The organism is Alcaligenes sp. SJTW-7 (assembly GCF_047716895.1).
Taxonomy (GTDB): domain Bacteria; phylum Pseudomonadota; class Gammaproteobacteria; order Burkholderiales; family Burkholderiaceae_B; genus Alcaligenes; species Alcaligenes ammonioxydans.
Genome location: NZ_CP136682.1, coordinates 2483859 through 2508157, shown reverse-complemented (window position 1 = coordinate 2508157; position 24299 = coordinate 2483859). Strand labels below are relative to the sequence as shown.

18 protein-coding genes and 1 riboswitch are annotated in these 24299 nt (G+C 56.8%); of the genes, 7 read left to right on the top strand and 11 right to left on the bottom strand.

Going from position 1 to position 24299, the window contains the following annotated elements; genetic code table 11:
• The first annotated feature begins 230 nt into the window (after nucleotides 1-230).
• The gene (locus tag RSQ48_RS11250; protein ID WP_415301802.1) at nucleotides 231-1877 is read left to right on the top strand and encodes an ABC1 kinase family protein; all 1647 of its coding nucleotides are present in this window, start codon (nucleotides 231-233) and stop codon (nucleotides 1875-1877) included.
• 156 nt (nucleotides 1878-2033) lie between these two features.
• On the opposite strand, the gene RSQ48_RS11245 is transcribed toward RSQ48_RS11250, so the two are convergent.
• Complete coding sequence (locus RSQ48_RS11245) at nucleotides 2034-2732, bottom strand: cytochrome b/b6 domain-containing protein (RefSeq protein ID WP_131070709.1); 699 nt, start codon at nucleotides 2730-2732, stop codon at nucleotides 2034-2036.
• A 77-nt stretch (nucleotides 2733-2809) separates the two neighbouring features.
• Nucleotides 2810-3322 (bottom strand): hypothetical protein, encoded by a 513-nt coding sequence (locus tag RSQ48_RS11240; RefSeq protein WP_003802918.1) that lies wholly within the window; start codon nucleotides 3320-3322, stop codon nucleotides 2810-2812.
• A 310-nt stretch (nucleotides 3323-3632) separates the two neighbouring features.
• Between RSQ48_RS11240 and ribA the strand changes: the two genes are divergently transcribed.
• Entirely contained in the window at nucleotides 3633-4304 is a 672-nt protein-coding gene (gene ribA / locus RSQ48_RS11235; RefSeq protein WP_003802920.1) for a GTP cyclohydrolase II, read from the top strand.
• 323 nt (nucleotides 4305-4627) lie between these two features.
• On the opposite strand, the gene RSQ48_RS11230 is transcribed toward ribA, so the two are convergent.
• A complete protein-coding gene (locus tag RSQ48_RS11230) occupies nucleotides 4628-5254 on the bottom strand; it encodes an FMN-dependent NADH-azoreductase (protein WP_003802922.1) in 627 nt (208 codons plus the stop codon).
• Between the two features lie 125 nt (nucleotides 5255-5379).
• Here RSQ48_RS11230 and RSQ48_RS11225 point away from each other — a divergent pair, with 125 nt between their 5' ends.
• The gene (locus RSQ48_RS11225; RefSeq protein WP_003802924.1) at nucleotides 5380-6288 is read left to right on the top strand and encodes a LysR family transcriptional regulator; all 909 of its coding nucleotides are present in this window, start codon (nucleotides 5380-5382) and stop codon (nucleotides 6286-6288) included.
• 5 nt (nucleotides 6289-6293) lie between these two features.
• Here RSQ48_RS11225 and RSQ48_RS11220 read toward each other — a convergent pair whose 3' ends face one another.
• The gene (locus RSQ48_RS11220; protein ID WP_003802925.1) at nucleotides 6294-7856 is read right to left on the bottom strand and encodes a glycosyltransferase family 39 protein; all 1563 of its coding nucleotides are present in this window, start codon (nucleotides 7854-7856) and stop codon (nucleotides 6294-6296) included.
• 90 nt (nucleotides 7857-7946) lie between these two features.
• Nucleotides 7947-8123: riboswitch (yybP-ykoY riboswitch) on the top strand.
• Nucleotide 8124: 1 nt separating this feature from the next.
• On the opposite strand from RSQ48_RS11220, the gene RSQ48_RS11215 reads away from it, so the two are divergent.
• A complete protein-coding gene (locus tag RSQ48_RS11215; protein WP_415301801.1) occupies nucleotides 8125-8709 on the top strand; it encodes a TMEM165/GDT1 family protein in 585 nt (194 codons plus the stop codon).
• On the opposite strand, the gene RSQ48_RS11210 is transcribed toward RSQ48_RS11215, so the two are convergent.
• Together RSQ48_RS11210 and RSQ48_RS11205 are read right to left on the bottom strand one after the other, a co-directional pair.
• A complete protein-coding gene (locus RSQ48_RS11210; protein WP_415301800.1) occupies nucleotides 8706-10412 on the bottom strand; it encodes a methyl-accepting chemotaxis protein in 1707 nt (568 codons plus the stop codon). The two genes, RSQ48_RS11215 and RSQ48_RS11210, sit on opposite strands and share 4 nt — an antisense overlap.
• Before the next feature lie 203 nt (nucleotides 10413-10615).
• Nucleotides 10616-11239, bottom strand: coding sequence for a helix-turn-helix domain-containing protein (locus RSQ48_RS11205; RefSeq protein WP_003802931.1), 624 nt, complete (start codon nucleotides 11237-11239; stop codon nucleotides 10616-10618).
• A 935-nt stretch (nucleotides 11240-12174) separates the two neighbouring features.
• Between RSQ48_RS11205 and RSQ48_RS11200 the strand changes: the two genes are divergently transcribed.
• Together RSQ48_RS11200 and speE are read left to right on the top strand one after the other, a co-directional pair.
• Nucleotides 12175-13179, top strand: coding sequence for a sensor histidine kinase (locus RSQ48_RS11200; RefSeq protein ID WP_230406176.1), 1005 nt, complete (start codon nucleotides 12175-12177; stop codon nucleotides 13177-13179).
• A gap of 174 nt (nucleotides 13180-13353) precedes the next feature.
• Nucleotides 13354-14631, top strand: a complete 1278-nt coding sequence (gene speE, locus RSQ48_RS11195) for a polyamine aminopropyltransferase (protein WP_003802934.1) — start codon at nucleotides 13354-13356, stop codon at nucleotides 14629-14631.
• 243 nt (nucleotides 14632-14874) lie between these two features.
• On the opposite strand, the gene RSQ48_RS11190 is transcribed toward speE, so the two are convergent.
• Nucleotides 14875-16584 carry a sulfate adenylyltransferase gene (locus RSQ48_RS11190; protein ID WP_131070706.1) on the bottom strand — a complete coding sequence of 570 codons (1710 nt, stop codon included), beginning with the start codon at nucleotides 16582-16584 and terminating at the stop codon, nucleotides 14875-14877.
• 456 nt (nucleotides 16585-17040) lie between these two features.
• Here RSQ48_RS11190 and RSQ48_RS11185 point away from each other — a divergent pair, with 456 nt between their 5' ends.
• Nucleotides 17041-20484, top strand: a complete 3444-nt coding sequence (locus tag RSQ48_RS11185) for a NahK/ErcS family hybrid sensor histidine kinase/response regulator (RefSeq protein ID WP_415301799.1) — start codon at nucleotides 17041-17043, stop codon at nucleotides 20482-20484.
• On the opposite strand, the gene RSQ48_RS11180 is transcribed toward RSQ48_RS11185, so the two are convergent.
• The 4 genes from RSQ48_RS11180 to RSQ48_RS11165 all read right to left on the bottom strand — a co-directional run bounded on the left by RSQ48_RS11180 (nucleotide 20471) and on the right by RSQ48_RS11165 (nucleotide 24273).
• A complete protein-coding gene (locus tag RSQ48_RS11180; protein WP_003802940.1) occupies nucleotides 20471-21133 on the bottom strand; it encodes a response regulator transcription factor in 663 nt (220 codons plus the stop codon). The two genes, RSQ48_RS11185 and RSQ48_RS11180, sit on opposite strands and share 14 nt — an antisense overlap.
• Nucleotides 21134-21258: 125 nt before the next feature.
• Nucleotides 21259-22923, bottom strand: coding sequence for a cation acetate symporter (locus RSQ48_RS11175; protein ID WP_003802942.1), 1665 nt, complete (start codon nucleotides 22921-22923; stop codon nucleotides 21259-21261).
• Nucleotides 22920-23231, bottom strand: a complete 312-nt coding sequence (locus tag RSQ48_RS11170) for a DUF485 domain-containing protein (RefSeq protein WP_240208545.1) — start codon at nucleotides 23229-23231, stop codon at nucleotides 22920-22922. The genes RSQ48_RS11175 and RSQ48_RS11170 overlap by 4 nt, the downstream gene beginning before the upstream one ends.
• Nucleotides 23232-23433: 202 nt before the next feature.
• Nucleotides 23434-24273, bottom strand: a complete 840-nt coding sequence (locus RSQ48_RS11165) for a MurR/RpiR family transcriptional regulator (protein WP_240208547.1) — start codon at nucleotides 24271-24273, stop codon at nucleotides 23434-23436.
• Nucleotides 24274-24299: the final 26 nt, after the last annotated feature.

Genomic DNA, 24299 nt, shown 5'->3' with positions numbered 1-24299 from the left:
CTCTGATTTCGAGGCTGTGGCCGACTCGTTTTCGATTCTTGTCATCGGTTCCGAGCAGCGGGGCGTTCCTTACCCCCTGATGACAAGTTATTGAATTACCGAGATTAATGGGACTTGTCCAAAGGCTATCCCCGTGCTTGCCCACTGAAAATGTGGATAAGTGGACAAGTGGTTCAGGCAGACACTGGGGTATGCTAGTTTCTTCAGGCCTAGCCTACGGGAGACGCAGTATGTTGGGAGGAACCTTATTGGCCTTGCGCGACCATGCACGAGTCCGTGCCATTGGAGCAGTCATTGCTCGATATGGGATTGGCGATGTGATGCATCGGCTGGGCTTATCGGAGCTGTTGCCCGGCAGCAAAACCCCGATGGCGACGGAGATGCCTGAACGTTCGGCACCGGAGCGCCTGCGACGTGCGTTGGAGGAACTGGGGCCTACCTTTATCAAGCTCGGTCAGATATTGGCCACGCGCAATGATTTGTTGCCGCTGGAATGGACCCAGGAGCTGGAAAAGCTACAAGGTCATGCCGCGCCCGTGCCTTGGGAAACCATGAAACCCGAGCTGGAACGGGCCTTGGGGCAAACCGTGGAGCAGGCCTTTGCGAGTTTTGACAGGCAGGTGCTGGCTTCGGCGTCCATGGCGCAGGTGTATCGCGCCTGCCTGCGTGATGGTGCACAGGTCGTGGTGAAGGTACAGCGCCCCGGTCTGGAGCCCTTGATCCAAGCCGACCTGCGTTTGTTGAAACAGATTGCCCGCCTGGTCCAGCAGCAGGGCTTGCTGCCCGAGTATCGTCCTTACGATATTGTGCGAGCCTTGGCGGAGGCGATTGCCGATGAACTGGACTTTACGCGCGAAGCTGCCAATACCGTGGCGGTGCGCGAGAACATGCAGCCCTTCCAAGACATTGTGGTTCCGCGTGTCTATATGGAGTGGACCAGCGCGACCGTCATGGTGCAGGAGTTTGTGCCAGGGGTCTCGCCTATTCAAGAGGCACAGTTGCAGGCCATTGAGGCGGATCGTCCTTTGTTGGCCCGCCGTGGTGCACTGGCTTTTCTGCATATGGTCCTGGAGGATGGGCTGTTTCATGCCGACCCACACCCCGGCAATATGATGGCTTTGCCGGGCAATAAGGTCGCCTTTATTGACTTTGGCCTGGTGGGTCATTTAACAGAGCGTCGTCGTCAACAACTGCTGATCTTGCTGCGTGCCATTGTGGATGGGCAGGCAGAGGGAGTGGCCACCACCTTGCTGGATTGGTCGGGAGCAGAAGATTTTGATTGGAGTCGGCTGGAAGAGAGTGCTCAGCGTTATGTAGCCCGACAAAGTAAAGGGCTTCTGTCCATCTCGGTTGCTTTGCTGGATTTCATGGCTCTGGCGCGTGAAAACCATTTGATTTTGCCGCCTGACCTGGCCTTGCTGTTCAAGGCTTTTATTACCGCCGATGGCGTACTGAAACGCCTGGACCCTCAATTTGATGTGGTCGAAGTCGCGCAACCGGTCATCTCGGCCTTGATGCGCAAACAGTACTCGCCTGGCCGGGTGTATGCGGACTTGCAACGCAGCCTGCTGGAGTCTCGTCAATTGGCTATGGACGCCCCCCAGTTGCTGCGCCTGCTGATGCATCGGGTTCGGCAAGGAAAGATTTCAGCGCGCATTCAAGTTGAGGGGATGCCCCGTCTGGCTGCTTCACTGGAAAAGGTGGCAACGCGTTTGGCAATCGCCATAGTAACGGCTGCTTTTGTCTTGATTTTGGGGCCGGTGCTGGTGACGCGCGGCCCCGCCTGGCTGGGGCTGACGATTTTCAGTTGGGCAGGCCTGCTGGCCGCCTTGCTGGGTCTGGTTCTGGTTTTATGGGGGTTTTGGCGGCGGCGTTAAACAACACCGACGCCGATTTCAGGTCTTTTGTGCATAGAGTGCTCAAGCGGCTAGTCACCGCCCAGTTTAAAAGACGGCCAGTAAAAATGCGGCTCAGCCCAAACAGTCCCCGCATTATCCCCAGGTTTATTCACAGTTTCTGGGGATAAGTCGAGCTTACATAAAGTCATCCATGCCACCCCCTGTGGGGGCCAGACCAGTCAGCCAATACACACCCGCGGCGATCAGTGCGGCGATGATCAGAGCGAGCAAACGGGTTTTCCAGGTGTCGGTACTGGCAGGCAGTGGGGCTTGAGCCGGAACAGGCATAGTGCCTTTGACCATGACACTGGTTAATTTCTGACCACGCAGCACGCGATACAGGAAAATGGCCAGGACATGCAAGCCAATGATGGCGAGCATGATGCCTTCGTTGGCTTTGTGCAGGCCTGTCAGTGTCTTGGACCAGTCGCTGCTCAGATAAGCCAGCGGGCCGGCGGTGAAGATGTCGTCATTGGCAAACAATCCAGAAACCGCCTGGAAACCAAAGACGATCAGCATGATCCAGACAGACCAGGCGCCGACAGGATTGTGGCCCGGATAGAGGTTTGGTTTGTCACGCAGGTAGCGCAGGCTGCGGGACGGATTGGGCAGGAAGTGGCTGAAGCGGGAGTAGTAACCGCCGACCAGGCCCCAGATCAGGCGAAAGGCCAACAGCCCCAGCGCCAGCAGACCAAAGCGTACATGCCAGTCCATCCACAGACCGCCAGCCTTGATGGTCACAAAGCAGCCCACAATGCTGATTACCAACAGCCAGTGGAACAGACGGGTGGGTAAGTCCCAGATAAGTAAAGGGCGAGTCGAGGAAGCGTGCATAGGGAAAATCCGCAGAGACAGAGACACCTGATTATAGTCAGTGTTGCTCTGAAATCTGCGTGACCCCGCCGCCTGCTTTAGGGTTTGGGCTGACGACGTTTGCGCAAGCTGATTTTGCGACCGTCGTAGCGATACTCGTCGATGACGCCGGGAGTATCTTGATTGGGGGTTTCCATGATCAAGGTGCGACCATGATTGCGAACCCGTATTTGCGCACTGCAGGAACCAAAGGCAGGCGAGACGTTGTAGCCCTTGGGTGAGACGGTCACCCAGTGGTAGTTGATGGAGCAGCCCCCCAGGCCCTTGTCGACTGAGATCAGCGCGGTTTGCTCGTTTGGCTGTCGGAACGCGTAGGGGATATTGATCAGGCCTTTGAGTTCAGGGGCGATGATCTGAGCGTCCAGTTGCAACTGGGCCTCATAAATATAGTCGCTTTGACTGACATGCAATGTTCCGTAGGGGCTGTCCAGGCTCAATTGCGAAGGCGGTTGCGGCCAGGTCTGGCTTGCCGCGCTATGGGCGACAAACGGTTGCAGGGCTAAGGTCAGCCCAATCACAACATGGCGAATAAAGACCGTAGAGGCGGGCATGATCGATCACGGTTGAGGATGATCCGGGCTAGGCGAGCAACACAAAGCGCCATAGATCATCTGTATTTGTAAGTTTCATAACATTTTATGTATTTACATGCTGCGTAGAATACCGGATCGCAGAACTTTTCGCTATAAGGATAGGCACATAAGGTCAGTCTTGCTTTGTGATCTCCTGGGTAAACAGGCTCGATTAGTCCTGAAAAGCATCGAGTCAAAGACATAAAGAAACAGGCTGAATTGGGCTATGATTGATAAGTTGCCCTGTATGGGGTTCAGCCGCATTTCTTCGTTGCAGCAGAGACTTATTATGCAATCCATCCCGGATGCCGCACTGGTATCAGAATCGGGCTCCACGCTTGCCGCCCCGCAGGCCAAACCCGGCGATTTATTGGACTATGTCAGTTCCAGCCGTTTGCCAACACCTTGGGCTGTTTTTCAGATTCATGTGTTTGTTGAGCGTAGTAACCAAAAAGAACATGTCTTGTTAACCCTGGGCGATGTAGCCGATGGCGAACCCGTCCTGGCCCGTGTCCACTCCGAATGCCTGACGGGCGATGCCTTGTTCAGCTTGCGCTGTGATTGCGGGCCGCAGTTGCAGTTGGCTTTGGAACGGATTGCCACTGCAGGCCGTGGCGCCTTGATGTATCTGCGCCAGGAAGGGCGCGGTATTGGACTGGTTAACAAGATTCGCGCCTATAACCTGCAGGATCAGGGGGCGGATACGGTCGAGGCCAATGAAAAACTGGGCTTTCCGGCCGATATGCGTCGCTACGATATTTGCAAGGATATGCTGTCCCATGTGGGCATCCAGAAACTACGTTTGATGACCAATAATCCCCGCAAGGTGAAAACCCTGCAGGAAATCGGGATTGATGTGGTCGAGCGTGTGCCACATCAAATTGAAGGCAATCCTTTTAATGCCAGTTATCTGAACACCAAGCGCTTGCGCCTGGGCCACTGGCTGGAAACGGACGAGTAGCGCAGTGCCAGTCTGGGCGCTGGCGCTTTGGCTTCAGCCTGGACGTTCTCGCTTGGAAAAAGGGCCCTTCACAGGCCCTTTTTTTGTGGGCGCCAGCCTACGATGACCTGGGTGGTGCGCCGGAGACGGATCAATAGGCTGGACGCTAGAGACACAAAGCAGGACTGTGACAAAAGGCCAGACGCTATAAAAACAAAGCCAGACGGGACTGGGGTCGCCGTCTGGCAATGGGTCGGGTTAGCCTGAACTTTGGGGGGTGAAACAAGCCCCCGTTTCCGGGCGATGCCCTGTGGCGGTCCTATTGGCTTGGACCGCGTTTGTTTTTAAGCCGTACTCTTTTCCAGCAAGGCGCTGACACTGGCTTTGGCGTTTTCTATAATCTGCTCTCGCAGCTCCGGAGCCTTGCCCAGACCTTCTGCGTACACGATGCGCAGATCTGTCACACCCATGAAGCCAAACATCACACGCAGGTAGCTTTCCTGGTGTTCCATGGCCTGGCCCTGCTCCGACTCGGAGTAGATGCCGCCACGGCTCAAGACCAGATAAACCGTTTTGTTACCCGCCAGACCTTCTGGGCCATTGCTGGTGTAGCGGAAGGTGCGACCTGCCTGGGCCAGGCGATCCATCCAGGCTTTAAGCTGGCTGGGAATGGTGAAGTTGTAGAAGGGGGCGCCAATCACAACCACATCCGAGGCCAGGAACTGGCTCAGGTATTGTTCGGTGATCGCGTTCTCGGCGCGCTGACGTTCGGTCAGGGTGGCAGGGTCCAGGCCCAGGCGCATTCCCAGTGAATCAGCCGAGAAGTGAGGAGGAGGGTTCAGGGCCAGATCCACATGCTCCACTTCTACCTGCTCATTTTGCTGGCGCAACTGATCCACCACAAATTGGGAAAGTTCGCGGGAAACGGAGTGGGCGCCGGTGATGCTGGAGTCTACGTGTAGCAGTTTCATAATGTTGGAATCCAAAGCGATGAAGGAATGCTTGTCATTATGTTGGATGACCCTGCCTTTGATAAGCCGGCTTTTCTGAGAAAGATTATTCTACTTTTGTCTGTAATCCTGGAAAACTATCCTGTATGTATGACTTAAATGACATGGTGCTGTTCACCGAAGTGGTGCAACGGGGCGGCTTTAGCGCGGCTGCCCGGCACCTGGGCATGCCCCCGTCGCGTGTATCGCGGCGCCTGAGCCGTCTGGAGGCCGAGGTGGGCGTGCGCTTGTTGCAACGCACGACTCGTAGCCTGTCGCTGACCCCGGCCGGCGAGGTGTTCTTGCGCCATTGTCAGGCCATGCGAGATGAGGCCGAAGCCGCCTATGCGGCCGTCGCGCAGGTGCAGCAGGAGCCACGCGGGCTCTTGCGGATCAGTTGCCCGGTTACCCTGGCACATACGGTGCTGTCGACGGTGTTTGCGCAGTTTCTGGTTCGCTACCCCCAGGTCGAGCTGGAGGTGGAGGTCAGCAATCGCGTGGTGGACCCGGTAGCCGATGGTATCGATGTGGCTTTGCGGGTGCGCAGCACCTTGAGCGACAGCGCCAGCTATATCGTCAAACGTCTGGGGGAGACCGGCTCCATTCTGGTTGCTCAGCCTGCGTTGCTGGCGCTTTTTGAGCCGGTGCGTGGGCCGACAGATCTACTCAAGTTGCCCACAGTCGCGATGTCGGCCCGGCAAGGTCAGAATGAATGGGAGCTGTATGGTCCTGATGGCGCCAGTCTGACGATAACGCATCGGCCCCGTTACATGGCTTCCGATTTGCTCACCTTGCGCGAGGGGGTGGAGCAGGGAATAGGCGTGGGCATTTTGCCCGACTATATGTGTTGCGAGGCCTTGCAGGCCGGGCGTTTGGTGCAGGTTCTGCCCCAGTGGGCGCCATTGCCGGGCATTATTCATGCCGTATTTGCCTCCCGCCGGGGCATGGCCCCGGCGGTACGGCATTTCCTGGATTACCTGGGTGAGCAACTGCCGGTGCATCATCCCCAGATTTGACAGACTTACCGCTTGGGGGTGCTCAAGTGGCAGCTGGGTTGGGCAGGCACAATGGCCCAGTTCAGGTCGATCATGGGACTGCGCTCGGACGACCAACGCTGTTGCGCCAGCCCTTTGATGGGGGCCTGCTCGTATAGCTTGAGCAAGGCTGCCGGTGGCTGTCCGCGGGTTTGCAGGCTGTACACGACGAGGGCCCCACACGCCATGTCCCGAGGCAGGGTCAGCCAGGGCGAGGCGGCGGGATCGGCATCAATGAAGACCATCACGTCCTGTCCGGCATGGACCGCAATATTTCCGCCCAGCCACGTGTCGGCAACCACGACTTTCAGAGGGATGCCGGGCATATGTTCGTTCCAGATGGCCTGCATTTGGGCAGATATTTCAGGACCCGGAAAGGTAGAGCGTGAATCCCGGCCTTTGTACCAGGCCAGCGGGCCTCGGGCCAGCGCGTAGCCGGATGCCAGCAAAATCTGCAGCACGATCACAATAATGGCGACCCGCCGCAATTGGACCTTGTCCTTGCCGCGCATGAACCACAAGGCGAAAAAACCGTACAAGACAAAAAAGGTCGTGGCCCAGGAGGCGACCAGACGTGTCCCCAGGACGGCCGAAACCAGAACCGTGCTGACAAACGGTGTCAGACCTACCCACAGCAAAAACTGTTTGTCACGCTGGGAAATATCGACAGCGTAAGACGGCGTGCCTGGCAGGCCAGGATCAGACGAGCTCCGCTGTTTTTGATCACGGCGATTCCAGATGCCCAGGGCAATCATGGCGACCAGCATGGGGCTGAGCCGACCGAGCTGATCCAGGCAGAAGGAGAGTAATTCCTTGTAGGCTTCCCAGCGGGTGTGGGTCTCCAAGGAGCCGTCCATATAGCGAAACGGCGCGAAGTCATTCTTGAATAACCAGTACAAATGGGGGGAGAGCACCACCACATAGGCGAGCAGAGCCAGACCCAGTCCTGCCCAGGTCTGCCGCTGTCGCCACATACCGCTGCGCAAAAAATACAGGAAAAATGCCGTGAACAAAATAACGGCACTGTACTTGGTGACCGTAGACAGGGCCGCGACGGCACCTAGCCATAACCAGTCAGCCGGTCTCTGGTCTCGCCCCGCCCGATAGAAAAACCAGGTGGCTGCGGTGACGGACCATAGTTGAGCGGTGTTGTGATTGAAAATGGTTCCGCGCAAAGAAAAGTAGATGCTGACCGAGCTGATGAGCAGCACCATAAAAGCGCGCTCGGGGTTCAGAAACTCGCAGGCCAGTTTCCAGATGAACCACAGACCCAGAACAGAAGCGCTCATGCCGGCGGCGAAGCTCAGCCAGGCAGGGCGCCCGACCACACTGGTCAAGGCTGCCATCACCCAGGAGGGTAAGGGGGGGTGTTTCAGGTAGCCCAGCTCGAAGCTGGCCGACCAGACCAGCTCTTCCATGCCGTCCAGGTCTGGTGCTTTGTGGCTGATGGCCATCAAAATGGTCCACAGCAACACCATAAACAACAAATACAGCAATACGGAGCGCTGATAGGCGTCGGATCGGGCAGATGCTGGGGTTTGGACAGTCATGCTTGGAGTGCGTAGGTGTAAATCAGCAAGTGTACTGTGTCTACGTTGAAACGCTTCAATTGGACAGGGACGATAATCTGGGCTACGATGCGCTTCGTCATTAGGGAGTAGCCGCTTCGACTTATCGAAGATCAGCGTCAACATACTTGACCTACACAAGGTCATGGCGCTGGTAGCAACTTAGCCTGGCAAGACTTTTGACCATAGACCTTCGCGTTTGGCCGGGGGGGTTTGTGGTCATCTGTCTCTTATCCGGCCAGGAGTTGTTATGGAAGCGTTGTTTATCTCCACGGGTGTGGTTGCCTTGGCAGAAATTGGGGACAAAACCCAGTTACTTGCCTTTGTTCTTGCGGCCCGCTACAAACGCCCTTGGCCCATCATTCTCGCCATTTTCATCGCAACCCTTGTCAATCACGGTTTGGCAGGTGCCATTGGAACCTGGGTTCCTGCGCTGTTGGACCCGAACGTATTGCGCTGGGTGCTGGGCATTTCCTTTCTTGCCATGGCCATCTGGATTCTGATCCCCGACAAGATCGATGACGCTGAAGCGACACGGACACGGTTTGGCGTGTTTGGAACGACCTTGATTACCTTTTTTCTGGCCGAGATGGGCGATAAAACCCAGATCGCTACGGTTGCCTTGGCGGCTCAATATCAGCAGTTCTGGTGGGTTGTGCTCGGGACGACCTTGGGCATGATGCTGGCCAATGCGCCTGCTGTTCTGTTTGGCGAGCGCATCGCCCGCCGTTTGCCTACTCAACTGGTGCACCGGATTGCCGCCTGTATCTTTGCTGTGTTGGGCCTGGTAGCCTTGCTGGGCGGAGTAGAAAGCCTGGGTTTCCAGGCCAGCTAGGTCCCTGATGCCCGCTGTCGTGGCCGGCCTGGGGAAACGGGCTGGCGACGAGCGCTTTCCAAGGTGACAACGGGTGCCAGAGCACGGGAATGGGCGGGAACAGGGGCATGGTGAGGCTTTTCCTTGTCACCATGATTCAGAACGCTGATGGCTTCCTGCAGCTCGGCGCCGTTCAGGTTTAATTCCCGGGCGGTTTCACTCAGATCCTGGACCAGCACGGCATTATCGCTGGTAATTTGGTCCACCTGCCGCAAGGCCTGAGTCAGTTGGCCCAGACCGATACTTTGCTCGCCGGTGGCGGCTGAAATCTCGCCCATTAAATGGGCGACCTCGGACACAGAGGTCAGAATTTCCTGCATGGTCTGGCCCGCATGGGCGGCATGGTCTGCACCTTCAGCACTCAAAGCCTGGGTTTGCGTCACCAGTTGCTTGATCTCATCAGCCGCTTGTGCCGCTTGCTGGGCCAGCGAGCGCACTGCTGAGGCAACCACCGCAAAGCCTTTGCCGGCCTCGCCAGCTCGGGCCGATTCAATAGAGGCATTGATCGACAGGATGTTGGTTTGAAAGGCGATGTTGTTGATCATCGCCACGATCGTGCCAATATGTTGCGAGCTCTCCAGAATCTGCTGCATGGACACGGTCACCTTCTGTACCGCCTCGTTGCCGCGACTGGCAATATCAGCGCTGCGGCTGGCCAGCTCATGGCTGGCTTTAGCGTTTTCCGCTGTCTGCAAAACAGTTTGACCAAAGGAGCTCATGCTGGCCGTGGTCTCTTGTATGGACGCGGCCTGCTCGTGCGTGCGGGCCTCCAGCAAGGTGCTGTTGTCGGACAGTTGCCGGGCCACTTGCTGATTGTTTGCACAACTGTTGTCGACATCCGTGCTGATGCTCATCAGGCTTTTGCGCATCAAATCCAGGTTTTGCCCCAGTGTTTCGAGCTTGCTGACCTCGGGCCCACGCGTATTGACGGTCAGGTTGCCTGCGGCAATCTGTTGGGCAATGTGGGTGGCGGTTCTGAATGAGCCCAGAACGCGCCGCATCAAAAGCGCCTGGTAGCCCAGGATCACCAAGGTTCCTGCACCTAGTGCACCGGCCAACAGAAACATGCTGCGCTCAGGCATCTCCGTATTCAGGATCATGGCGATGATGGTGCCGGTAATGCCCAGATTCAACAGGCCTTTACGTAAGAACGCCGCCAGCAGACTGGGGCCACCCAGGAAACGAAGGGCGGCAAAAGGGCGCCGCCAACTGCGGGCGACGATCTGGCCAGCACGCAAGGCTCGCGAACCGAGGCGACCTTGACGCAACTCCTGGTAAAACTGCTCAGCCGTTTGAATATCCTGAGATTTGGCTCGCACGCGCACTGAAGCAAAGCCGGTCAATTCACCTTGTTCAATAATCGGACTGGCATGGGCCATGACCCAGTAAAAACCACCATCTTTACGGCGATTCTTGACGATCCCCACCCACGAGCGCCGTTGCTTGAGCGTATGCCATAAGTCGGCAAAGACTTCGGCAGGCATGTCAGGATGGCGCACGATGTTGTGCGGAGCACCGATGAGTTCTTGCCGACTGAAACCGCTGACTTCCACAAATGCCGGGTTTGCATAAACAATGCGTCCCGCCAGATCGGTCTTGGAAATCAGGTACTGTTCGTCCAGCAACTCGGTCTCGATGCCGGTAACGGGCAGATTCTTGCGCATGGCCTTCCCCCTTGCACTTTTGGATCAGAAACAGACTCCAGATGGAACTGATCAATTTCTTGTTGCGTTTTTTTGTGAATAGTATCATTTGAATCATTTTCTATGTCAAAAAATAAAAAAATGATAATTAAATGAGGTTTTTCACCATAAAACGATAGAAATTGAAATAAATGATCTGTGTGGGTGCCGGGAAGGGCGTGCGGTCAGGATGGCAGATACTGGGCGTGGAAGGCTTCGCTGAGCAGCTGCAGCAGCAAGGCAATAGGGATGGGCTTGGACAAAGCGGTCGCGTTGCTGGGCAGACCCCCGCGGGCATGGATGTCAGCCGCACTCAAAGCGGAAATGACATAGATCTGGGTGTGTTCGGTTTCACGAGCGTCTGCCAGGGCTTTGAGCATGGCAAACCCATCGAGCTTGGGCAGATTCAAATCCACAATCAGAACATCGGGATGAAAGTTGCCGGCGGCGATCAGACCCTTTAGTCCGTCTTGCTCACAACGTAGTTCGATCGGAAAGGGCAGATGCTCCATAGCCATACGGTAAATCGCCAGCAAATCCGGGTCGTCTTCAACGACCAGCACACGCAAGCACGGCTCACCGCTGCAAGCGGGTGCATCGGGGGAGAGTGGGGGATCGGCGGCTTGCACCCCGGTGTGCCCCTGTCGCTCTTGCAAGACGGCTTGTACGGACGCACGGTCAATGCGTCGGTGCCCGCCTTGGGTTTTCCAGGCCTTCAGGGTCCCGGCTTCTACCCAAAGTTGTACGGTGCGTACAGACACACCCAGTAAATCAGCAGCCTGCCGAGTGGAGTAAACGGCGTCGTTCATGGAGTCAAATAATTGAAAGCAGGCCAGACCGGGGCAGTCCAGACAATGCGCCCCGATGTAGCAATGCAGAGTGTAGAGACGATATTAGTAAGTAGAAAAATACTAATAATGGCAATGGTAAGGGGCCTGTTCATGCCAAGTGATAGGCAGAGTATTCGACACACACGCTTCTAATATCTCCGTTTTTCAGATGTTCATGCTTCTTCAGGGAGCCACTTCAATCTGGCGGGCCTGTGAACCTGGACTCGCCTTGCTGATTTTACGCGTAACCCTTGCGCTGTCGTGTTACCGGACGAACCCAGTGTGGGCCGCTGAACACACTTGGAGTGTGACGCAGTGATTGGGTTCCAGCGCGTAGCTGGCCGCAGGAGAGCAGCCCAAGAGGGTGTGAGCACCCTAGCATTTATTTTGGATGCTAACCTTGATTCTAATCAGTGTTTATGAAATAAATAGGGCGATATTTTGTCCAAGACTGCTGTTTTTCTCAAAGAAATTTTATGCGCCTTATGGTACGGCTGTTTACGTTTCTGAGCAGTAGGACGGGTTCGTCTGGTGCCGATCTTTTTAAAAATACAGATACCTTTCCCATCGTCGCGCTTAATTGTCATAAATTAAAGTTATTAGGCGCTTAATCGTTAATTTCACCTTGGCCGACACGAAAGCATCGGCATGTCACTCATCCCATCGAAAAAATGTCTGGCTCCTGGCTTGGACCTGCTTTTTTGCTGCATGGTGATGACAAATGCACTGAGGCAGGCGCAGTGCTTGTTTTGGGACGGAAATAGGGGATTGGATTGTTGCTCACACTATTTGCGAGTTTTTTGATCGGGCACCGCTCGTTTAGCAAAACGGCGGTACCCGTACGGCCCCGGCTTGCTTATACAAGAGTACGCCGCTCTGAACAGATGCTCGATGCCTTGCCCGACGCGGTCATTATGTTTGACTCCTGTGGACATATAGAAGGTAGCAATCGGGCCATGCGCGATTTGCTCGATCAGGCGGATATCAAAAAGGGGGTCTCTGACTTGTTCGATTTTTTTCAGGGACTGGAAAAAAGTTTGCGGGTGGACTTGACCTATCTGTTGCCCGGCATTAGCCGGGTAATTCAACGGATTCAGAATCCTTTTTTTTATCTTCATCAAGACGGGGAAGGGGAGCAGGTACGGGCCTTGGAGTTTCATGCTTACGCCGCGCCTGCGCCGGATAAGGCTACCTTGCTGATGATTCGCGATGTCAGTGCCAAAGTGCAGCAGGAGCGGGAGCGTGCGGACTGTTTTGCGGTGGCAGCCCATGAAATACGCTCTCCCTTGGCCGCCATTAGCGGCTATATCCAGTTGCTGCAGCTGGAAACTCCGCCCACGGCGCGAACCAACAAAATTTACACACAATTACATGAAAAAGTTCGCGGTGTGGATGTGCTGCTTAATGATCTGGCGCGCCTGAACCGTCTGGAGTATGAGGCAGGCGACGGCAAAGAGTGGCGCGAAGCAGATTTACGGGCCGTGTTGCGTTTGAGTCTGCGTGCTTTTCACGATCAGCGCCACCGCCTGCGTCTGGAGCTGCCTTCGCATGGCTTATGGGCTCGTGTGGATATGGTTCCTTTGCAGGTGGGTTTGCGCAATGCCCTGGAGAACGCGCTTAAGTATTCCGCCCCCGATACGATGGTGACCGTGCGTTTGCAAGTTGGAGAACCCGGATGGGCCTGTATTGAAGTGCTGGACCAGGGGCCGGGCATTGACCCACTCTATAAAGAGAAAGTCTTTGACAAGTTCTTTCGTCTACCCGGTCAGCAGGTGCAAGGCAGTGGGCTCGGCCTGTCTATCTTGCGATCAGTGCTGCGGCATCATGGTGGCCGAGTCTATTTCAAGGAGCGCCCCGGTCCCGGGGCTCATTTGGTCATGGAGTTGGTTCTGCTGCCTTCCGCAGCGTATATACCTTAATCTTCTCTAAAATAGGGTTATTTTCATATATTTAAGTTTGATATAAGGTACAATTTGCGCTCTTTTCGATGAAGCGAGGTGATCGCCATTCCAGGTGCACCTCGCTTTACAGTTTTTACGTTGCGGTCATCTCGTTGGTAGGGAGCGCAAAATCCGTTAAAGGAGCACACGATTATGCAAGGCTTGCACTTGACCGCAGACCTTTACCAATGTGCATGCAGCCCCGAGCTGCTGATCGATGCCCAGAAACTGGCTGATTTTTGCCGCCAGCAAACTGTTGATGCTGGGCTGACGATCGTGGGTGAGGAGTGGCAGGCATTTCCCGAGTTCGAGGGGCAGCCCGGCGGAGTAACCGGCGTCCTGTTGCTGGCCGAGTCTCATTTGGCCATTCATACCTGGCCCGAGCGGGGTGGCGTGACGCTGGACGTTTATGTCTGCAACTTCATGCAGGACAACTCCGGCAAGGCGACCCGTCTAATTAACGGGATTGAACAGGCTTTCAAGCCAGGCCAAGCCCAGCGCAACCGTTTGTGGCGTGGTGAAGCGGATGGCCCGGCTCATGCGGGCGAGCTGCTGACTGAAAACCTGAACAAAGACGCCCTGTATGGCTTTCGCTTTACCGAGCGCCTGCTCGAGCGCCAGACCGCCTTTCAGCGCCTGGAGCTGCTGCGTTCCGAAACCCTGGGTACCACCTTGCGTCTGGATGGCTGCATGATGACGTCCGAGGCCGAGGAATTTTTCTACCATGAGGGCCTGATCCACCCGGCCGCCATGGCACACCCTGAACCCCGTCGCGCCCTGATCGTGGGTGGCGGTGATGGCGGCGCATTGGAAGAGCTGCTGAAATACCCCAGCCTGGAGCATGTCTCTTTGGTGGAGCTGGATGGCGAGGTAATCGAGGTGGCTCGTGAGCACCTGCAGTCCATTCACAAGGGGGCGTTTGACAACCCGCGGGTACGGATTCAGATTGAAGACGGCGCTCAGTTCTTGGCTAATACCCAGGACCGGTTTGATCTGATCTATCTGGATCTGACCGATCCGGAAACACCGGCAGGCCCCTTGTACACAACAGCATTCTTTGAGTCCTGCAAAGGTGCGTTGGCCAGTGGTGGAGCCTTGGTACTGCATCTGGGATCGCCGTTCCATGAAAGCCAGCAGGTCCAAGACCTGAGCCACTCGCTCGCCAGCGTATTTGCTCAGGTTCATGCTTATGGTCTGCATATTCCGCTTTACGGCTCGTACTGGGGGCTGGCGATTGCATCTGACGAACTGAACCCTCGTGCTTTCTCTGCCGAGCAGATCCAGGATCGTCTACAGCAGCGCATGAGCCGCGATAATCAGGATTCGCTGCAGTTTTACAATGCCGATGTGCATGGCGCCTTGTTTGCACTGCCAACGTTCTACCGCCGTCTGGTGCCGGTCAATGAAGTCAAGCTGGAAGAGGTCTGCTAAGACGGTTCTGTACCGTTAGGGTCTGACGACGGGCAAACTATGCAATGGAAAAAACCCCTGATCGTGTGTCGATCAGGGGATTTTTTTTGTGCCGGCAATACACCTGCGTTGAACCGACCCAAGTCCTTGAACGCTTCGTCACGGGATGGGCACCCCCTGACCGGGCAGGCTGTGCCCGGGTTTTTCTGGGGTGTTTGGCCGGGCTGGCATCCGTGCAAAGCCGTGTATGGGACGCAGACTGTCCTATTCTTTATCGGCGCCACGATAGCGCTGATAGGGCAGTACGTTCCAGGTACGTATGCTGAGCTGCTTGGCAGAGATCACCGCCGGAATATCATCGAGCAGGCTGCGGGCGGAATGCAGCTCCCGCACGACTTCGTGTTTATCCTGGTACATGAATTCGTCCGAGGCTTCCTCCGGCGCCTGCTGCTGTTTTTCTTCCAGGTCGCCGATCAGACGTTCCTGTTGCAGGCGCAGGGCAGCGCGTGCGTCCTCAATCCAGGCGGCCTGCATGCTGCGGTTGTGATCCATGACGGCACTGTATTCGGTGTACACCCCGTTGTAGATATCGGCAGCGTGATGCCGCACATCGTGGTTGGCTATTTCCAGATCGCGCACCGTCAGTTGGGTCGGGTCCAGGGGTTCGCTGCGCTTGGCCCCGCCCAGACGCGTATAGTGCGTGTAGTAGGGAAACATGCTCTGGATCAGCTTGCCCACGGGCTGGATGGCTTCCCCTTGTTCGCATAGCCCTTTGGGTTGAACACCCTGCATGGCGGGCAAAATGGATTCGGGGCGGCAGATCTCTTTGGGCGGCATGATGCCGTGACGCAGCATCTCGCGAATGCCGGTGCCGGAGATGGTCAGTCTGAAGCGCTCGTCATGTGGACAGGTTTCGGAAGTGGCGTGGCAGGCGCAGCGCGTGCAATAGAACACCTCGTGAAACAGACGCACATCAATGCCCATTTCCTGCGGACTGAACTGGTCAAAAATGCTGTGGCTGGCGTACTTGTCGTAGTAGCTGCCAATGCCGGCGTGATCGCGGCCAATCAGCGCATGCGTACACCCATAGTTCTTCATGATCAGGGCATGCAAAATGGTTTCGCGCGGACCGGCAAAAATATAGGTGACGCGCAGCGGCGAGAGGATGGCGCGGTCTTTGGGATAGTAGGTATCCAGCACATTCCGGTAGGCCATCATGCGGAACTCATGGCGCACGTACTCACGCTTGGCCATTTCCACCAATGGCTGCAGGAACAGGCCATCAATCCCTTCCAGCGCATTGCGGTGTATGTATTCATGGCCCCGGTGCAGCGGGTTCGCGCCGGTGATAAAGCCGGCCACGGAATTGAATTTCTTGTCTTCGTAGAACAGGCGCCAGGTGTCTTTGGGTTCGCGCCGCAGCTTCTCGAACGGGCCCCAGTCCACACGCTGCAGCAGGTGCAAGGTGCCACCCAGGGACACGTCGCCCATGCGCCGGTAAATGGAGTCCACGCCGGGATGGTTTCTGTCCGTGGTGCCAAACAGTTGCTGGGCGCGTTGCTCTTTGTCGTAGGAGAAGATGTCCTCGACGCTCAGGATGGCTACCGGCTCGTTGTCGCTATTGGTCAGCGCCACTTCAGAGCCGACCGAAAGTCTTTTAATAATGTCGCGGTTGCGATCGCCAATCGGGGCGAAGCTCAGCGGCACAGGCCACACCACACCATTACTCAAACGACCCTCTTTGAGCACGGAGTTGTAGTCGGCCTCGTTCATGAAGCCTTTGTTGGGGGACAGCACACCCGTGGCGATCATCTCTATGGTGATCACCGCCTCCAGATCCACGCGGATGCTGGGCAGGGAGCGCGCACGTTCAATCTCGTTCTTGACGCGATCTTGCGGGACGACCTGGTTGACCAGCGTTCCACCGTGCGGTTGCTGTGGGTAGCGATCAAAATTCAATGTGGAATGGTTCATATTGCCTCCTTTAAGGTGCCCCGCGGTGACGATGAGAGATAGTTTTTTTGTCGGGGCGTTTTCGTTTGCCAGTGATAGATGAGTTGCAGGCCGCGGGACAGGCCCCTGGATTGCAAATGCTCTATTTCTTCTTGGGATGTCGAACGAAAAATCCTCGTCCGAACAGGTGATGCCGCGCTGGTTTGCATGCCGTATGCGCATCGTTGTGTTGCGGTCGTTTGATACGGCATGACGACAAGGAAACAGGCATCGTGCCGGGCTGCTTGGCCGGTGGGGTGATCGTTACCCATGGCTCATGATGCTGCTGCTTGCCCCAGGAAAACCGCCTTGAAAATCAAATTGGGTATAGGTGATAAGCCCTAGCTTTCCATGAGCAGATCCCGCCGGAACTGCCTTAGTATTACTCACAATCGCGAGAAAAATCATCGCGTTATACCAAAGTAGGAGACAGTGCAGATGACGCCGGCTTGGGTGGTGTTGGCTTCCTTGATTTACGCTGCGATTTTGTTTGCGATTGCCTGGTTCGGGGATAGAAACCCCTTGTATACCCAGCGCCCCTGGCTGCGGCCCATGGTCTATAGCCTGGCTTTGGCGGTGTACTGTTCCTCGTGGACGTTTTACGGCGCGGTAGGGTCGGCGGTCCGGTACGGCATCGGTTTTCTGCCTATTTATCTGGGCCCGATAATGATGCTGCTGTTTGGCTGGCGAATCATCGAACGTCTGGCGCTGGTCGCCCAATCCCAAAATACCGTGTCCATTGCGGACTTTATGGCCAGTCGTTACGGACGCTCTCAACGTCTGGCGGCGATGGTGGCAGGTATTGCCGTGGTGGCGGCCGTGCCGTACTTGGCCCTGCAGTACAAGGCGGTGGCCCTAAGTCTGAGCGTGCTGGCCGGGACCGAGTTTCATGCAGGCCTGTTGGGCGACCCGGCCCTGTACGTGGCGATCCTGATGGCCCTGTTTTCCATTTTGTTCGGAACGCGGCAAGTCGATGCCACCGAGCACAGACCGGGTCTGATGCTGGCCGTGGCGTTTGAGTCGGTGGTCAAACTGGTGGCTTTGCTCGCGGTAGGCCTGTTTGCGGTGCGCTGGTTTGCCCACACGGAGCTCGATATGGTGGGGGCGGTCAGCACCTTGTTCGAAAACAGTCCACCGGTGGGATTCGTCGGTCAAACCCTGTTGGCATTTGCGGCGATCATTTGCCTGCCCCGGCAGTTCCATGTGGCTATTGTGGAGTGTGGAGACGTGGTGGACATACGGCGCGCACGCTGGCTGTTTGGAGCCTACCTGATCGTGGTCAGTCTTATGGTCTTGCCGATTGCCGCGGCCGGGGTCAGCTTGTTTGGTACTGGAGCCCAGGGGGTGGCGCCGGATAGTTTTGTGCTCGCCTTGCCCTTGTCGCAAAACCAGGTGGGACTGGCCCTGATGGTGTATATCGGTGGTTTCTCGGCGGCGACAGGCATGGTCATCGTGACCAGTGTGGCGCTCTCGACCATGGTGAGCAATGATCTGGTGATGCCCTTGCTGCTGCGTCGTGGCTGGGCGCAGTATCAGCAAAGCACAGTGGCTTCTACGGTTCTTTGGATTCGGCGTGTCGCCATTATGGTGCTGGCCGGCGTGGCTTACGGCTATTACATGCTTAGCGGCAGCGATACGACCTTGGCGGCCTATGGCTTGATGGCGTTTGTGGCGGTCGCCCAGTTCGGGCCTGGCCTGATAGGAGGGCTGTATTGGCGAGGAGCCAGCCGACAGGGCGTGGAGGCGGGGCTTTTGCTGGGCTTTGCCATCTGGGTCTATACCTTGCTGTTGCCTACCTTGGCCGAGGTGGGATGGTTGGCGGATGACTGGCTGCACCAGGGGCCCTGGGGATTGGCCTGGCTACGACCTTATCATCTGTTTGGCGTTGAAGGGTGGGACCCCTTAACCCACGGCACTTTCTGGTCCCTGCTATGCAATATCAGCGCATTCTTGTGGGTGTCCTGGCGCCGGCGGCCGGGCCTGGGCGAGCGCCTGCGCGCCGAGCCTTTCCTGAATCCCTATGCGGAGCGGCAAACCCTGGCAGCTCGTCATGCTTATGGGGATTTGTCGGTGCAGGATCTGCAGGTGTTGGCTGAACGGATTGTTGGTAAAAAAATGGCAAGGCGGGCGTTTGAGACCCAGGCACGGCAAATGAAACAGCCGCTGGAGCCGGGACTGCGGGCAGATAGCGCCTGGGTGCATTTCACGGAACTGTTGTTGGCGGCAGCGGTGGGGGCGGCCTCGGCTCGTCTGGTTTTGACCAGTGCCTTGCGCGGTTCAGGCATGGAGGTGGCCGCTATCATGGCCGTGCTGGATGAGGCCGGTCAGGAGTTGCGTTTTAATCGGGATATCTTGTTGGCGACGCTGGAAAATATTGATCAGGGCGTCAGTGTGGTCGATGCAGATATGCGTCTGGTCGCCTGGAACCAGCGCTACCAGCAGTTATTCGATTACCCGCCCAGTATGTTGTATGTGGGACGGTCCGTAGCCGACCTGATTCGCTTTAATGCCGAACGGGGTAAGGTCGATGGCGTAGAGAGCATCGGGGTGGAACAGGCCATTGCTCGCCGGATTCAGTTTATGCGCGAGGGTTCCTCTTATGTGACCCAACGCATGCTCAATGACCGGCAAGTGATCGAACTGCGAGGCCGGCCCCTGCCCGGCGGCGGCTATGTCACCAGCTATAGCGACATCACCCATTACAAGCGGGTCGAGCGTGAGTTGCGGGAGATGAATGACAGTCTGGAGCAGCGCGTCGCCGTGCGTACGCAAGAGGCGGAAAAAGCTCAGGAGTCCCGAACCCGTTTCTTGACGGCTGTCAGCCACGATGTCCTGCAACCGATTAACGCCGCACGTCTGTTTGCTTCGGCCTTGCGCGATACACACGATCTTGCCGAAATGCCCAATCTGGCCGAGCGCGTCGATACATCTTTGCGTACCGCGGAGGAATTGCTGGAGGGTCTGCTGGATATTTCCCGTCTGGATGCCGGAGCCTTGAAGCCCGATCTGGGGGTGATCAATGTTCAGCACTTGTTGCAGCATCTGGCGGATCAATATGCGCCCATGGCGGCTCGGCGCGGCATTCAATTGCGGATTCACGCCCGTCCTTTGTCGGTGTATAGCGATCATCGCCTGCTGCGGCGGGTGCTGCAGAATTTTCTGGCCAATGCCTTGCGCTACACACAGGAAGGCCGGGTGGTGTTTGGCGTGCGGGTTCGGGGCGAAGAGCTGGAGTTCCAGGTCTGGGATTCAGGCCAGGGCATTCCGCCGCATCATATTCAGCAGATTTATGCGGAGTTCCATCGTTACGAGCAAGCCTTCGACTGGGATGGCCGGGGCCTGGGATTGGGCCTGTCCATTTGCCAGCGTATTGCGGTCTTGCTGGGGCACACGCTGGATGTGCGATCCGAGGTGGGGCGCGGCAGCATGTTCTCCATTCGCGTTCCCTTGAGCCACGCGACGCAAGCCAGCAGTCACCCAAGTAACGATTCCAGCAAGCCTGCCGATGGCTTGCCGTTAAAGGGCTTGCGAGTGCTGTGTCTGGACAATGATCTGGATATTATCGCGGGCATGGAAGTGCTGCTGGGCCGCTGGGGAGCGCAAATCATTACCGCCAATACGGTAGATCGTGCTTTGGAGACCATCTCCTTGAACCCCGATGTCTTGCTGGTGGATTATCACTTGCATGATCGGCTGGACGGTTTGCAGGCACTGCAATTGTTGCGCCTGCATTTGCCTCATGCGCAAGGCGCGTTGTTGACGGCGGATGGGAGTGATGAACTGAAAGCAGCAGCTCGACAATATGGCTATCTGGTGTTGACCAAGCCGGTAAAGCCCGCTTCGCTGCGAGCTTTTTTGACCGCGCAAATTAAAACGTATTAGCGTCCTGGGATTCGTCCTGGTTCAGGCCAAGATGGCTGGCCATCAAGACGGCCTGGGTGCGATTGGAAGCACCCAGCTTGCGCAAAATGGCCGTCATGTGTGCTTTGATGGTGGCCTCCGAGACATTGAGCTCGTAGGCGATCTGTTTGTTCAGTTGCCCGGTGCTGAGCATTTGCAGTACGCGAAATTGCTGAGGGGTCAGCTCGCGCAACTTCGCGGCGACTTCACGCTCGTCCAGGCTGATGCCGGGGGCGGAAGAACCGATTTCCGGCAGCCAGGTGCCGCCATCCAGAACGACTTGCAGGGCGATACCCAGCGTTTGCGCATCAATGGATTTGGGAATGAAGCCCATGGCGCCGTGATCCATGGCGCGGCGCATGAAGCGGGCCTCTTCATGGGCCGTGACCAGAATGATGGGCAGGCAGGGGTAGGTCGCACGCAAATGGACCAGTGCACTGAAGCCGATTGCCCCAGGTATATCCAGGTCCAGCAAGAGCAAATCGGCGTCAGGATGGTCGTCGACCAGCGGATATAGATTGGAGATGCGATCCGCTTCGTAGATGGCCGTGCCGGGAAACAGACTGGCTACGACACCTCGTAACGCTTCCCGAAATAGCGGGTGATCGTCCGCAATGAGCAGTTCATTCATGTGGGGATTATGCCATGTTCAAGTATCTGCAAGGATGCCCGCCCGGATGAGCTGTGTATCCGTAAAAACAGGGCACCGAAATGCCCTGTTTTTTCTTGCATGCTGACTGAATCAGCGTCAAAGCCTTAGTGAGCGCTGGCGCTGGCAGCCCCAATACCGGTTTGACTGCGTACGGTCAGGGCCTCGAACGCGGCGCGCTCTTTGACTGCGCGTGCGCTGTTATCCAGTGTTGAGAACAGCCAGATCGAGAAGAAGGCCAGCGGGATGGACAAAATGCCTGGGTTGGGGAAAGGGGTGATAGGCTCGGCAAATCCGAAGACATCTACCCAGACGGTGCTGCTCAAAACGACCCATGCGGTGGCGGTGACCAGCCCCAGAAAGCCGCCAATGGTGGCGCCACGGGTGGTGCAGCCACGCCAGGCGATCGACAACACCAGAACCGGGAAGTTGGCGCTGGCCGCAATCGCAAAGGCCAACCCCACCATAAAGGCCACGTTCTGGTTTTCAAAAATGATGCCCAGCAAAATGGCCAGTACGCCCAAGACCACGGTGGAGATGCGCGAAATGCGCATCTGGTCTTTCTCGGTGGCTCGTCCCTTGGCAATGACGTTGGCGTACAAGTCATGCGAAATCGCGGCAGCGCCCGCCAGCGCCAGGCCGGCCACCACGGCGACAATGGTGGCGAAAGTGACGGCGGCCAGAAAGCCCAGCAGCAGGTTGCCACCGACAGCATTGGCCAGGTGGACCGCGACCATATTGGTGCCGCCAATCAGGTCGGTCAACATATTGAAGGAACCGTCAGGGCCGGTATGGAAGTACTCGGGGTGTCTGACCAGCAAGGCAATGGCGCCAAAGCCGATGATGAAGGTCAGCAGGTAGAAGTAGCCAATGAAGCTGCTGGCATAAATCACCGATTTACGGGCTTCCTTGGCGTCGGCCACGGTGAAAAAGCGCATCAGGATATGCGGCAGGCCGGCTGTACCAAAGGCCAAGGCAATGCCCAGGGACAGCACGTTAAGTGGGTTGCGGCTGACCGCCGCGCCCGGCTCCAGAATGGCATGGCCGGTCGGGTGAGTGGCAACGGCCTTCGCCAGCATGGTATCCACGTCCCAATGGAAAGCAGCCAGCACCAGAACCGTCATCAAAGTGGCGCCAACCAGCATCAGTACGGCCTTGATGATCTGTACCCAGGTCGTGGCGGTCATGCCGCCAAAGGTCACGTAAATCATCATCAGCGAACCGACAATGACCACCGCCACGTTGTAGTCCAGCCCGAACAGCAGCACGATCAGTTTGCCAGCCCCCACCATTTGTGCGATCAGGTACAGGGCAATAATCAGCAAGGATGCGCTGGCCGCCAGAATGCGCATGGGATTTTGGGACAGACGAAACGAGGTCACGTCGGCAAAGTTGTAGCGGCCCAGATTGCGCAGTCGCTCGGCAATCAGAAACATGACGACCGGCCAGCCAAACATAAAGCCGATGGCATAGATCATGCCGTCAAAGCCGCTGACGTACACCATGCCCGCAATCCCCAGAAAAGAGGCGGCGGACAGATAATCCCCGGCAATCGCCAGTCCGTTCTGAAAGCCGGTCAGGCCACCGCCCGCGGTATAAAAGTCTGATGTGGTGCGGGTGCGTCGTGCGGCCCACCAGGTAATGGCCATGGTCCCGGCAATGAAGATCAGGAACATGACAATGGCAGAGGTATTGGCCTGACCGGGCGAGGCGGCCATTGCATGGCTGCTGGCCAAGCTGAACAGGCCCAAGCTCATGAGTAAGGTTTTCATGTCACGTCCCTCATGATTTGCGCCAGCAGGGGGTCATAGACCTTGTTGGAGATGTAGACGAACAGGGACACCAGAACAACCGCGCTGAGCAGCACAATGGCGGCGCTCAGCACGCCAATCGTCATTGTCATGGAGCCGACGGGACGGCTGAAAAGCTCGGGGTCAAAAGCCAGTGTCAGAATAAAGCCGGCGTACACAATCACGGTCAGACCAAAGAAGATCAGGCTCATGCGGTTGCGTTTTCGAAGCAGCTCTTGATAGGCCGGGTGTTGGGTCACTGCCGTGACGGCAGGATGGGCTGAATTCATGGTTGGTGTCTCCTTATGGGGTTTGATGATTCTTGGCATCGAGGCTCTCTACCTACAGTACGTACAGAGAGTGGGCGCGTGAGGGCGCTCTGTGTACAGCATGTATAAAACGAATCAGCTTTTCCCGACAGGCGACTTTGGTCGTAGAGGAGGGGGGGGCAGGGCGGCGCGTTGGGCGACTTCTTGGGTGCCCCTGCCCGTGTCATTCAAATACTGTCTCGGCCGGTGATGGTGCTTGTTTCGACTCATCCCGATCAAGGGCGTTGCATACGTTCGCGATCTCGGACAACAGCAGATGAGATAGGCTTGCCGCCGCCAGCGCATTGTCAGGCGTCTGTTCAGAACCGGGCTGACAGGGCAGGGGCCAGCGGCTTTTGGGGCGTTCCTTGTAGTCCTGGTCGGTGATCAGCACGATGTTTGCGCAGCGTGTTTCCAGGCTAAGCATGAGCGCTGGCATGCCCTCAGCTCGGGGATGCAGGTTGAAAATTATCACGACATCCTGGTGCTGAATGTCCGCCAGGTATTCGCAGACCGTCTGACCGGCGCCCGGGATCAGCCGCACCCCGGGCATGAGCTTGGACAGATGCCAGTAGAAATGCCCTGCCAGAAAGTAGTTTGCCTGCAAGCCCAGTACCCAGATTTGTCGTGCGCCACGGATGGCCTGGCTGGCCTCTTGCAGGACGGAATGGGACAGATGACGATACGTGTTGCTCAGCTTGTTGTAGCCATCTTGCAAATGGGATTGCAGGCTTGCCTCACCCACAGACAGTTGGGGGCTCGGCGAGAGAAGAGTGTCATCGGTTTTTTCCGTGCGAATCTGCCTGCGTGCCGCCTCGTAGTTGGCGTAGTCCAGGCGACGAATGAGGCGCGTGACGGTTGCGTTGGAGACTTGCGCCAGGCTGGCCAGTTCCGAGGCGTTATAACTGGACAGATCACCGGGGAAATCCAGCGCGAACTGGGCCAGACGGCGCTCGGAGGCGGGTAGATCAGTAAGGATGGCGCGGACGCGGTCAAGAAAAGAGAGTGGGCGCTTGTCGGGCATGGTGTGGGGCGAGGCCCTGTTTTGGA